9 protein-coding genes are annotated in these 12,072 nt (G+C 57.5%); all 9 read left to right on the top strand.

Translation table 11 applies throughout. From position 1 onward, the window contains the following. Positions 1–181: 181 nt before the first annotated feature. Positions 182–1,489, top strand: coding sequence for an RIP metalloprotease RseP (rseP, locus tag COA55_RS15475; RefSeq protein WP_290502865.1), 1,308 nt, complete (start codon positions 182–184; stop codon positions 1,487–1,489). Next, positions 1,486–3,849 carry an outer membrane protein assembly factor BamA gene (bamA, locus tag COA55_RS15470; protein ID WP_290502864.1) on the top strand — a complete coding sequence of 788 codons (2,364 nt, stop codon included), beginning with the start codon at positions 1,486–1,488 and terminating at the stop codon, positions 3,847–3,849. Before rseP ends, bamA begins: the two co-directional genes overlap by 4 nt. A gap of 10 nt (positions 3,850–3,859) precedes the next feature. After that, entirely contained in the window at positions 3,860–4,357 is a 498-nt protein-coding gene (locus tag COA55_RS15465) for an OmpH family outer membrane protein (protein ID WP_063521575.1), read from the top strand. After that, complete coding sequence (gene lpxD / locus COA55_RS15460; protein WP_063521574.1) at positions 4,357–5,367, top strand: UDP-3-O-(3-hydroxymyristoyl)glucosamine N-acyltransferase; 1,011 nt, start codon at positions 4,357–4,359, stop codon at positions 5,365–5,367. The genes COA55_RS15465 and lpxD overlap by 1 nt, the downstream gene beginning before the upstream one ends. 37 nt (positions 5,368–5,404) lie before the next feature. Further along, entirely contained in the window at positions 5,405–5,845 is a 441-nt protein-coding gene (fabZ, locus tag COA55_RS15455; RefSeq protein WP_231880776.1) for a 3-hydroxyacyl-ACP dehydratase FabZ, read from the top strand. 73 nt (positions 5,846–5,918) lie between these two features. Beyond that, positions 5,919–6,686, top strand: a complete 768-nt coding sequence (gene lpxA / locus COA55_RS15450; RefSeq protein WP_063521572.1) for an acyl-ACP--UDP-N-acetylglucosamine O-acyltransferase — start codon at positions 5,919–5,921, stop codon at positions 6,684–6,686. Position 6,687: 1 nt separating this feature from the next. Then, entirely contained in the window at positions 6,688–7,839 is a 1,152-nt protein-coding gene (gene lpxB, locus COA55_RS15445; RefSeq protein WP_063521571.1) for a lipid-A-disaccharide synthase, read from the top strand. Beyond that, positions 7,839–8,501 carry a ribonuclease HII gene (rnhB, locus tag COA55_RS15440; RefSeq protein ID WP_197468840.1) on the top strand — a complete coding sequence of 221 codons (663 nt, stop codon included), beginning with the start codon at positions 7,839–7,841 and terminating at the stop codon, positions 8,499–8,501. The genes lpxB and rnhB overlap by 1 nt, the downstream gene beginning before the upstream one ends. After that, positions 8,498–11,998 (top strand): DNA polymerase III subunit alpha, encoded by a 3,501-nt coding sequence (dnaE, locus tag COA55_RS15435; RefSeq protein ID WP_290502862.1) that lies wholly within the window; start codon positions 8,498–8,500, stop codon positions 11,996–11,998. The genes rnhB and dnaE overlap by 4 nt, the downstream gene beginning before the upstream one ends. Positions 11,999–12,072: the final 74 nt, after the last annotated feature.

The raw sequence follows: 12,072 nt of genomic DNA, 5'->3' as shown, positions 1-12,072 counted from the left end.
GGCAAAGCGCGCGTAGCTTGCCCAGGGCGACTGGGTTAATAGCCAGGTAAGCCCAAAGCCCAACATCACAGGCGCGGACCCTGGAGCAGCAGGATGCGCCAGCCTGCCGGGATGTGGATGCGGTCATGGAGATTGATCGCCAGGCGCGGCAGGTTGCCTGCCGTTGGATTAAGGAGCGTGGATGCTGACGTTGCTGGCATTCGTCGTCACGATTGTAATCATTGTGGCTTTCCATGAATGGGGCCACTTTCTTGCTATGCGCGCCTTTGGCGTCCGCGTTCTGACCTTTTCTGTGGGCTTCGGCCCGAAAATCCTGCGTTTTACCGATAAGAAGGGCACTGAGTGGGTGATCAGCGCGATCCCCCTGGGTGGCTACGTGAAGCCGCTGGATGTCCGTGAAGATGAGACGGCGGAAGGTGCGCCGGGCGAATTCTCCGCCAAGCCGGCCTGGCAGCGCGTGATTACCTATGCGGCGGGCCCGGTGTTCAACTTTATCCTTGCCATGCTGATCTACTGGGTGTTGATGTTTGGCTACGGTCAACGTGGCCTGGAAGCCGTGGTGGGCCCGGTGACGCCGGATTCTGTCGCCGAGCAGGCCGGTTTTGTGCCTGGGGATCGCATCGTTGCAGTGGGCAACACCGAGCTGCAGGGCTGGCGCGCCTTCTACAACGAATTGATCTTGCATCTGGGCGAGCCGGATACCCTGACGATCACCGTAGAGCAGGCAGGAGGTGGCATCACGGTTCGTGAGCTGGATACCTCGCCCTGGTCCGCGGATCTGGACAAGCCGCCCCTGGAAGCCCTGGGGCTCAATCAGGCCGTGGTTATCGGTGAGCTCCAGGCGGGCAGCCCAGCAGAGCAGGCCGGCCTGACCGGTGGGGATCAGGTGCTTACCCTGAACGCTGAACCGGTATTCAGCTGGTCCCAGTGGCAGGAAAGTATCATGGCTGCACCGGGTGAGTCCCTGGCTGTCGGTGTACTCCGCGGAACGCGCATTGAGACGCTCCAGGTGGTGCCAGCCACGGTGACCGAAAACGGTGAATCTTTTGGCCGTATCGGCGTGGGCCTGGGCGGCGTTTACCAGCAGGAATTTGGTGTGCTGGGGGCTGTCAGTGCGGCGAGCAGTCGCTTTGCCGAGCAGGTCAATGTGGTGGGCGCGAGCCTGGTGAAACTGGTCACTGGCAAGCTTTCTCTCGATAACCTGGGTGGCCCCATCACCATTGCCCAGGTGGCCGGCGAAAGTGCGTCCATTGGCATTGCCAGCTTCCTGGCATTGCTGGCTTACCTCAGCATCACGCTGGGGGTGATTAACCTTCTACCCGTACCAATGCTTGATGGCGGCTGGATTTTCTTTGGAATCATTGAAATGATTCGCGGTCGCAGTTTACCTGAGCGGTTCTTGATGGCCGCACAAGGTGTTGGGCTGACGCTCGTGGTCAGCTTCATGTTATTGGCCATTTACAACGACTTGGTGAAGCAGTTTTCATGAGATTTGGGGACATTCTGAGCAGCCCCCTGAAGGGCCTGCTAGCGGTTTTTTGCCTGTTGGCAGCACCGCTGCTAAATGCGGACACACAGCTACCGTTCAAGGTCCACGATATTCGTGTAGAAGGCCTCCAGCGTCTGCCTGTGGAGCGGGTCTACGCCTCCCTGCCGATTCAGGCCGGTGACACGGTTAACCGTGATCAGGTGGTCGATGCAGTTCAGCGCCTTTTTGCCACCGGCAATTTTGAGGATGTGCAGCTGGGCCGTGACGGTGATGACCTGGTGGTAATTGTTGCCGAGCGCCCAAGTATTGCGCGCATCGAACTGTCTGGTAACAAATCCATTGACGAAGAAAATCTGCGCAAGGGCCTGACAGAGGCGGGGCTTGCTGAAGGTGAAGTGTTCCAGCGTTCTACCTTGCAGGCGATTGCGGGCGAACTGGAGCGCCAGTACGTCAGTCAGGGCCGCTACGGGGCAGATATCAAGACCGAATCGGTGGCGTTGCCGCGCAACCGGGTGGCTCTGAAGATCGAGATTTATGAAGGTAAAGCCGCGAGAATTCGCAATATCAACATCGTAGGCAATCAGCTGTTTGACGATGAAACCTTACTGGAAGATTTTGAGCTGCATTCTTCCGGCTTCTGGTCGTTCATCAAAGGCGATGACAAATACTCCCGGGAAAAACTGGGTGGCGACCTGGAGCGGCTGCGCTCCTATTACCTGGATCGTGGTTATATCAACTTTTCCATCGAATCGACCCAGGTGTCAGTCACTCCGGATCGTCGTAGTGTCTTTATCACCGTGAATGTTGCCGAAGGCGAACAGTACACCGTCAATGAGGTGAATCTGGCTGGTGACCTGGTGGTGGAAGAGGAACAGTTGCGTCCCTTGTTGATCGTTAAGAAAGGGCAGGTGTTCAGCCAACAACTGGTGACCTATACCAATGATCTGATCAAACGCCGTCTCGGCAATGAAGGTTACACTTTCGCGGAAGTTAACGGCCGTGAGCATAATGCCAATGACGAGGATCACACTGTTGACGTGACCTTCTATGTGGATCCTGGCCGCAAGGTCTATGTCCGCCGGATCAACTTTAGTGGTAACGCCAAGACCGACGACGAAGTGCTGCGCCGTGAGCTGCGTCAGTTCGAACAGGCGCCGGCAAACACCTCATTGGTCGACTTGTCTCGTCAACGTTTGCAGCGCCTGGGTTACTTCAGTGTGGTAGAAGCGGACACGCCGCGGGTGCCCAATGCGGATGATCTGGTGGATGTGAACTACAAGGTGGAAGAGCAGCCTTCCGGCTCCATCGGTGCCAACGTGGGTTTCTCCGACGCTTCCGGTTTTATCTTCGGTGCCAACGTGACCCAGAATAACTGGCGCGGTAGTGGTAACCGGGTCTCCTTTGCGCTGAGCCGCTCCGACATCCGTGATTCCTACAGCTTTTCTCATTACAACCCGTATTACACCTTGGACGGGGTAAGCCGGGGCTTCAGCCTGTTCTATTCCGAAATTGATTTCGATGAAACCACGGTGGCCTCCTATGCGGCGGATCGTCTGGGTGGCTCGGTGACGTTTGGTTATCCCATCTCGGAATATTCCCGTCTGAGCTTCGGTGCCACCTACGAGAAAACCGACATTACCACCGGTGATTTCGTGGCCGTGGATATTGCCAACTTCCTGATCGAAGAGGGCACCAAGTTCAATGAATACAAGGCCAATGCCTCACTGCAGACCAGCACCCTGAACCGGGGCATCCTGCCTGATCGCGGTTGGTCGAGTACCCTTGGCTTTGAAGTGGCGGTGCCGGGGTCCGATTACGGCTTCTACAAGCTGAACTGGACCGGGCAGAAATATTTCCCCATTACCCAGCGCTGGACGCTGCGCACCCGTGCTGATGTGGCCTATGGTGATGGCTACGGCGACGACACGGTGCTGCCGTTCTTCGAGAACTATTATTCAGGCGGTATCGGCTCCGTGCGTGGCTACGAGTCTCGCTCCCTGGGGCCACGCTCTGAAGGCTTGAGTTATTACCTCAATGGCACCACGGATCCCAGCCCGGATCCCATCGGCGGCAACTTCCTGACAGAAGCGAGCATGGAGCTGATTTTCCCGACGCCCTTTGCGCCGGAGTCACGAAGCGTGAGAACCTTCCTGTTCGTGGATGCGGGGAACGTGTTTGAAACCGAGCGGGATGATATTTTTGCGGACTTTGAGCCACAGGATATTCGTACCTCTGCCGGTATCGGGCTGACCTGGTTGACGGCCATCGGGCCGCTCAGCTTCAACCTCGCCAAGGCGCTGAACGACCAGCCAGGCGACGACACGGAAGTATTCCAATTTTCTCTGGGACAGACTTTTTAGGAGTTTAATAATGATGAAAAAAACACTGGTAGCACTGACACTTATTCTGCCTTCACTGGGCATGGCTGATGCCTCCGTTGGGGTTCTCGATCCGATTGCTGCATTGCAATCGTCGGATAACGTGAAAGCAAAAATGTCATCCCTGGAAAATGAACTGTCTGCCGATGAGCAAAAGCTCAACGCTCTGCAGAATGATGTGCAGAAACTGCAGCAAAAATTGCAAAAAGAAGCCATGACCATGTCAGCGGATCAGCAAGACACGTTGAAGACGCAAGGTCAGCAGAAAATGATCGAAATCCAGAGCCTGCAGCGCAAGCTGCAAAAGCGTGCCAACGAAGCGCAGCGTGACATTCTGGAAGAAATGCAGCCGAAACTGAAAACCGCCATGGAAGCCGTGGCCAAGCGTGAAAAGCTGGATGTGGTTCTCAATGCCCAGGCGGTGATGTACACCAAGCCTGACCTGGACATTACCGAGGCTGTGGGCAAACAACTGAACAGCATGAAATAATGCTGACCCTCGGAGAACTTGCAGAAAAGCTGGGTGCGGAGCTGGTCGGAGAGGCCAGCCACGTAGTCGATGGTCTGGGCACGATCCAGTCCGCGTCACCCAGCCAGCTTACCTTTCTTGCCAACCCTCGTTATCGGTCGTTTTTGGAACAGACCGGCGCGGGGGCGGTGCTGATCCCTGAGTCTCAGCGGGAATATTGCCCGGTTGCGGCCTTGATCGTTAAAGATCCGTACCTCGCGTTTGCCAAAGCCAGTGCGTTTTTTGAGGTTGCACCACAACCGCAGGCGGGTGTGCATCCTGCTGCTGTGGTTGATGCAGCGGCACAGATTGCTGATTCCGCCTCTATTGGCCCGAACGTGGTGGTGGAAGCGGATGTGACGGTGGGAGAGGGTGCTGTCATCATGGCGAACAGCGTGGTGGGGGCAGGTTCCCGTATCGGGGATCAGTGTCGAATTTGGCCAAATGTTACAATTTACCATGGTGTCACACTGGGTCCGCGCACTATCATACACGCCAATTGCGTGATCGGTGGCGATGGTTTCGGTTTCGCCTTTAATGGCGCGGGCTGGACCAAGCTTCACCAGGTCGGTGGCGTCACCATCGGTGCCGATGTGGAAATTGGCGCTGGCACCACAGTGGATCGTGGGGCAATCGAAGATACCATCATTGGTAATGGCGTGATTCTGGACAATCAGATCCAGGTCGCGCACAACGTTGTCATTGGTGATCATACCGCTATCGCCGGGAAAGCTGGCATCGCTGGTTCAGCCAAAATCGGTTCCTTCTGCCTGATTGGTGGAGCGGCCGGTATCGCTGGTCACATCGAGGTGTGTGACAAGGTGCAAATTCTGGCCATGTCACTGGTCTCCAGCTCTATCAAGGAACCGGGTACCTATGGTTCTGCGTTGCCCGTGGATAGCCAATCCCGCTATCGTAGGAACGTGGCGCGTTTCCGGAATCTGGATGATCTGGCCCGCCGTGTGCGCAAGCTTGAGCGTTTAAGCGACTAATTATCCGCGATTTGCGGTACTTGCCTGTGTGGAACACATGATGATGGATATTCAAGCGGTCAGGGAATACCTGCCCCATCGTTACCCTTTTTTGTTGATTGACCGGGTGTTGAATCTCGAGCCCGGGAAGCGGATTGAAGCGTTGAAAAACGTGACGATCAACGAGCCGTTCTTCAATGGCCATTTTCCTGACGAGCCCATCATGCCCGGCGTATTGATCATCGAAGCGATGGCGCAGGCTGCAGGCATTCTGGGTTTTGTGACGGAAAATAAAAAACCCTCAGACGGCTATATCTATCTGCTGGTGGGGACTGACAAGGCGCGCTTCAAGCGTCGTGTGATCCCGGGGGATACTCTCCACCTGTTCGCTGAATATGTGGTGGTAAAACGCAATATTCTGAAATTCACCTGTGAGGCGCAGGTAGATGGGAAAACGGTTGCCAGCGCAGAAATGCTGGTTGCTGAGCAAAAAGTCTGATCCCCAGCCGTACGCCAGTGCGAGGCTGGCGTATACTGCCTGCCACCATCATCAAAATAAAAGTGACTAGTCCATGATTCATCCGACCGCCCTTATTGATCCGGCCGCGGAGCTTGCAGAGGATGTGCAGGTGGGTCCGTACTCCATTATTGGCCCCGACGTGAAAATCGGTGCGGGTACCGTAGTGGCGTCCCATGTTGTCATCAAAGGGCCGACCACCATTGGTCGCAATAACCACATCTTCCAGTTCGCGTCCGTCGGCGAGGACTGCCAGGACAAGAAGTACAACGGGGAACCGACTCGTCTGGAAATTGGCGACGACAATGTCATCCGTGAATCGGTCACCATTCATCGCGGTACCATTCAGGACAATTCCCTGACTAAAATCGGTAGTCGTAACTTGCTGATGGCCTATGTGCATGTGGCGCATGACTGCATGATTGGCGATGACTGTATTTTTGCCAACAATGCCTCGGTGGCGGGCCATGCTCATGTGGGCAATGGCGTGATTCTCGGCGGCATGACCGGTGTGCACCAGTTCTGCAAAATTGGCTCCTACGCCATGACCTCCGGCTGTTCGCTGGTGCTGAAAGATATTCCGGCTTACGTGATGGTGTCCGGCAACCCGGCCAGCGCCCGCAGTATGAACTTTGAGGGCATGCGCCGTCGTGGCTGGTCCAAAGATGTGGTTAGCAGCCTGCGCAAGGCCTATAAGGTGGTCTACCGCCAGGGGCTCACATTGGAACAGGCGCTGGCCGAACTGGAAGCCATGGAACCGTCGGATGCGCTGCAGATCTTCATCGATTCCCTGAAAGCCTCTGAGCGCGGTATTACCCGCTGACATGGCACAGCGCAAGGACGCACCGCTGGTCGCACTGATTGCCGGGGAAGCTTCCGGGGATATTCTTGGTGCGGGTCTGATGCAGGCCCTTGCTGCCCGTTATCCCGGTGCCCGGTTTATCGGTGTCGGTGGCGAAGAGATGGCCCAGGCAGGGCTCACCAGCTTGTTCCCCATGGAAAAACTGTCGGTGATGGGAATCACCGAAGTGCTTTCCCATCTGCCTGAGTTGCTGCGTCTGCGTAAATCCCTGGTCCGCTTTCTGCTGGAACAGAAACCGGATGTAGTCATCGGGATTGATTCCCCGGATTTCACTTTGCCCATTGCGCGTCGGCTCCACGATCGCGGCCTGAAAACCGTGCACTATGTGAGCCCGTCGGTCTGGGCCTGGCGGCAGGGGCGTATCAAGGGCATCAAGAAAAGCATTGATCTGATGCTGACCCTGTTGCCGTTTGAAGCCCGGTTCTATGAGCAGCATCAGGTACCGGTGGCCTTTGTGGGCCACCCGCTGGCCGACCGAATACCCCTGGAGACGGATGTGCCGGGAGCTCGCAAGGCACTGGGCCTGGATCCACAAGCGCGCATTCTGGCCGTGCTGCCGGGCAGTAGGGGCGGGGAAGTGGGGCAGTTGATGCCCGCCTTTCTGGAGGCCATGGTAGTGCTGAATCAGCAGGATCCGGCGCTGCATTATGTGATTCCTGCGGCCAATAATGCCCGCCGTGAGCAAATCCAGGCACTGCTGGACGCCCAGCCTGATTTGCCTGTGTCGCTGGTGGATGGCCAGAGCCGTACGGTAATGGCCGCCGCTGATGTGGTGCTCATGGCATCCGGCACTGCTACCCTGGAAGGTTTGTTGCTGACCAAACCCATGGTGGTAGGCTATCGGGTCGGGGCGGTGACCTACGCCATCGTCAGCCGTTTGATAAAGAGTGAATTCGTATCACTGCCGAACCTGTTATGTCGGCAGGAAATGGTGCCAGAACTGATTCAGGAAGCGCTGACCACGGATGCGATCGTCACTGCTGTGCGCCGCTGGTTCGATCAGCCTGAGCTGGCCCAGGCCCTGAAAGCTCGCTTCCAGGACGTACATCAACAGCTTCGCGGTGGCGCCAGCGAGAAAGCGGCGGCGGCCGTTGCCCAATTGCTGGAGGCCTGATGGCACAAACGCAGCAGCGTGACCCCTTTGCCGAGTATGCCCTGGCAGATCCCTTTATTCCTTCTGCCTTTCTCTGGCAGCCCGGCATGCATGTGGCGGGCGTTGACGAAGTGGGCCGTGGCCCTTTGGTCGGTGCGGTGGTAACCGCGGCGGTTGTCCTGGATCCGCAACACCCCATAATGGGCCTGGCTGACTCCAAAAAAATCAGTGAAAAGAAACGCTTGGCGCTGGAATCTGAGATCAAATCTCATGCTCTGGGTTGGGCGCTGGGGCGGGCTGAGCCGGCTGAAATCGACGAACTGAATATTCTGCATGCCACCATGCTGGCGATGCAGCGAGCCGTGGAAGCGTTACCCCTGGTGGCGCAGGCGGTGCTCATTGATGGCAATCGGGTACCGGCGTTGCCCTGCCCGGCGGAGGCGGTGGTAAAAGGGGATGGGCGCGTACCGGCCATTTCTGCCGCTTCGATTCTGGCCAAAGTGGCGCGAGATCGTGAAATGCATGCGCTCCACGAACGCTACCCCCAATATGGCTTCGACCGCCACAAAGGCTACCCGACAGCGGTACACATGGCGGCCCTGGAACAACATGGCGCCCTGGCCGAGCATCGCCGCTCCTTTGGCCCGGTCGCCACCGCAATTGCACAAGGGAACCTGTTTTGAGCGATCCCCGTTTTGTCCACCTGCGCTTGCATACTGACTATTCGTTGGTCGATGGCGTCGTGCGGGTCAAGGAACTGATCAAGACCTGCGTGAATGACCGGATCCCGGCGGTGGCGGTCACCGACGATTCGAACCTGTTTGCGCTGATCAAGTTTTATCAGAATGCCATGAATGCGGGGATCAAGCCGCTGATGGGCGCGGACCTGTGGGTGCAGGGCACACACATAGAGGAGCCCGCTTGCCTGTCGTTTCTGGTGCTCAACGAAGTGGGCTACCAGAATCTGACCTTGCTTATCAGCCGCGCCTGGCAGACTAACCAGGACCGGGGCCGGGCGCTGGTGAAGCCGGAATGGGTGGCAGAGCTTCACGAAGGCCTGATCGTGCTTTCAGCGGCCTCTCAGGGCGAAGTGGGGCAACTGCTACTGGCGGAAAAGCACGAGCTGGCGCAGCAATATGCGAGCTGGCTTGCCTCTGTGTATGGCGACCGCTTCTATCTGGAAGTGCAGCGTACCTCGCGCCCGGGCGACGAAGATTGCCTGCATGCCAGCGTTGCACTGGCGGGGCAACTGGGATTGCCGGTGGTGGCGACCAACGATGTGCGCTTTCTGCGCCGGGAAGATTTCGAAGCCCATGAATCCCGGGTGTGTATCCATGATGGCAACACTCTGGATGATCCGCGTCGGCCGAAGAAATACTCCGAAGAGCAGTATCTGAAATCCGCCGATGAAATGGCGGCGCTGTTTTCTGATCTGCCCGAAGCGCTTGCGAATACGGTTGAGATCGCCCGCCGCTGTACTTTGGACATTCGCTTGGGGGAAAACTTCCTGCCGGACTTCCCGATTCCGGAAGGCATGACCATCGAGCAGTATTTTGAAAAAGTCTCCCGCGATGGGCTGGAAGAGCGCCTCAAAACGCTGCTGGATGTGAATGACCCCGAGTATGCGGTAAAGCGCAAAGATTATGATGATCGGCTGACCTTCGAGCTGGATATCATCAACCAGATGGGGTTCCCCGGTTACTTCCTGATCGTTGCCGACTTTATTCAGTGGGGCAAGGACAACGAAGTGCCGGTAGGCCCGGGCCGGGGGTCCGGTGCCGGTTCCCTGGTGGCCTATGCCATGAAGATTACCGACCTGGATCCCATCGGCTACGACTTGCTGTTCGAACGTTTCCTTAACCCGGAACGGGTCTCCATGCCCGACTTTGACGTCGACTTCTGCATGGAAAAACGCGACCGCGTAATCAACTACGTGGCGGACAAGTACGGCCGTGATGCGGTGAGCCAGATCATCACCTTCGGCACCATGGCCGCCAAGGCGGTGGTGCGCGACGTGGCGCGGGTGCAGGGCAAGCCCTACGGCCTGGCTGATCGCTTGTCCAAGATGATCCCGGGCATTCCGGGCATGACGCTGACCAAGGCTCTGGAGCAGGAAGAAACCCTGCGCGAATTCCTGGAAAGCGATGAAAATTCCGACAAGGACGCAGCCAACGAAATCATGGAAATGGCCTTCAAACTGGAAGGCCTGACCCGGAACGTGGGCAAGCACGCCGGGGGCGTGGTAATCGCGCCGGGCAAGCTGACGGACTTCGCGCCGCTGTACTGTGAAGAAGACGGTACCAACCTGGTTACCCAGTACGACAAGGATGATGTGGAATCCGCCGGCCTGGTGAAGTTTGACTTCCTTGGTCTGAAAACCCTGACCATCATTGATTGGGCCGTAAAAGCCGCCAACGTGAAGCGCGGCCGTGAAGGGCTGGACGATCTGGTTATTGACCACATTCCGCTGGACGACGGCCCCAGTTTTGACCTGCTCAAGCGGGGCGACACCACGGCGGTGTTCCAGCTGGAAAGTCAGGGCATGAAGGAGCTGATCAAAAAACTCCAGCCCGACGTATTCGAAGATATTATCGCGCTGGTGGCCCTGTATCGTCCGGGGCCGCTGGAATCCGGCATGGTTGATAACTTCGTGAACCGTAAGCACGGTCGCGAACCGCTGGCCTACCCGGATCCGCAGTACCAGCACGAGTGGCTGGAGCCGATCCTGAAACCCTCCTACGGGGTTATCCTGTATCAGGAGCAGGTGATGCAGATTGCCCAGGAGCTGGCCGGCTACACGCTGGGCGGCGCTGACATGCTGCGCCGGGCCATGGGCAAGAAAAAGCCTGAAGAAATGGCCAAGCAGCGGGCGATCTTCGAAGAAGGGGCGAAAGGAAAGGGCGTTGACCCGGACCTGGCCATGAAGATCTTCGACCTGGTGGAAAAGTTCGCAGGCTACGGGTTCAACAAATCCCACTCTGCGGCCTATGCGCTTGTCGCTTACCAAACTGCCTGGCTCAAGGTTCACTACCCGGCGGAATTCATGGCGGCCACCATTTCTGCCGATATGCAGAACACCGACAAGGTGGTGACCTTCATTGATGAATGCAAAACCATGGGTTTGCAGGTATTGCCGCCGGATGTGAATTCCTGTGGCTACCGCTTCACCGTGAACCCGGAGGGCGACATTGTTTATGGGTTGGGGGCCATCAAGGGGCTGGGTGAAGGTCCCATCGATGCCATCGTATCGGCGCGGGCAGATGGCGGTGAGTTCAAGGACCTGTTTGATTTTTGTCGCCGCATTGACCTGAAAAAAATCAACCGTCGTTCCCTGGAAGCCATGGTGCGCGCCGGGGTACTGGACAAGCTGGGGCCGAAAAGCAGTTTCCACGACCGCGCGCAGTTGCTGGCCACCTTGCCGGACGCCATTGCTGCTGCAGATCAGGATGCCCGCAACGAAGCGGCCGGCATCATGGATATGTTCGGGGCCGTGGATGACAGCCCGGCCACGGCGGTGGAATGGAAGCCGGCCCGCGCCTGGAACGATGAGACCCGTCTTAATGGCGAGCGTGACACCCTGGGCCTGTTTTTGACCGGCCACCCCATCGACCAGTATGAAAAAGAAGTGCGGCAGTTCGTTACCGCCCGAATCAATTCCCTGCAGCCCACCGGGAAAGGGGAGGCCGCCACCATCGCCGGGCTGGTGGTGGCGTTGCGTATTACCCGTAGCAAACGCAGTGGCGATCGCATGGCGTTCATTACCCTGGATGACAAGACCGGGCGGGTGGAAGTGTCTGTATTCGGCAAAACCTTCGCTGAATTCGGCGAGCTGGTGCAGAAAGATACCCTGCTGATCTTCAAGGGCGGCGTCCGTAACGACGAATACACCGGCGGCTTTAATCTGGTCGCCGATGAAATCATGGATATGCGTCAGGCCCGGGAAACCTTTGCTCGCCGTTTGCGGGTGGCGGTGCCGGTGGCGGACGATTTGCCCCAGCAGCTCCAGCAGATGCTGTCGCCTTACCAGGGGGGCAACACCCCGGTGCTGCTGGATCTGGACCACAACATTGCGGCTGCCAGTTTCTGGCTGGGCGATGAATGGAAAATCAGCCCCCACGAGTCACTGGTGGAAGAGCTGCGCGTCCGCTTTGGTGAAGACGCGGTGCGGATGGAGTATTAACGCTAGACGCACCACGCAGCACGCTTCAACACGAGAAAGCTGCGCAGTAGTGGAGGTGTCAGAGTCCGCGACTT

It is taken from the genome of Alcanivorax sp. (assembly GCF_002733835.1).
Taxonomy (GTDB): domain Bacteria; phylum Pseudomonadota; class Gammaproteobacteria; order Pseudomonadales; family Alcanivoracaceae; genus Alcanivorax.
The sequence above is the reverse complement of the archived record's forward strand: the minus strand, read 5'-3'. Positions and strand labels throughout refer to the sequence as shown.

Excerpts from the sequence above, each read along its gene's own strand:
- rseP (WP_290502865.1), top strand. The coding sequence starts at position 182 with ATGCTGACGTTGCTGGCATTCGTCGTCACGATTGTAATCATTGTGGCT.
- bamA (WP_290502864.1), top strand. The coding sequence starts at position 1,486 with ATGAGATTTGGGGACATTCTGAGCAGCCCCCTGAAGGGCCTGCTAGCG.
- COA55_RS15465 (WP_063521575.1), top strand. The coding sequence starts at position 3,860 with ATGATGAAAAAAACACTGGTAGCACTGACACTTATTCTGCCTTCACTG.
- lpxD (WP_063521574.1), top strand. The coding sequence starts at position 4,357 with ATGCTGACCCTCGGAGAACTTGCAGAAAAGCTGGGTGCGGAGCTGGTC.
- fabZ (WP_231880776.1), top strand. The coding sequence starts at position 5,405 with ATGATGATGGATATTCAAGCGGTCAGGGAATACCTGCCCCATCGTTAC.
- lpxA (WP_063521572.1), top strand. The coding sequence starts at position 5,919 with ATGATTCATCCGACCGCCCTTATTGATCCGGCCGCGGAGCTTGCAGAG.
- lpxB (WP_063521571.1), top strand. The coding sequence starts at position 6,688 with ATGGCACAGCGCAAGGACGCACCGCTGGTCGCACTGATTGCCGGGGAA.
- rnhB (WP_197468840.1), top strand. The coding sequence starts at position 7,839 with ATGGCACAAACGCAGCAGCGTGACCCCTTTGCCGAGTATGCCCTGGCA.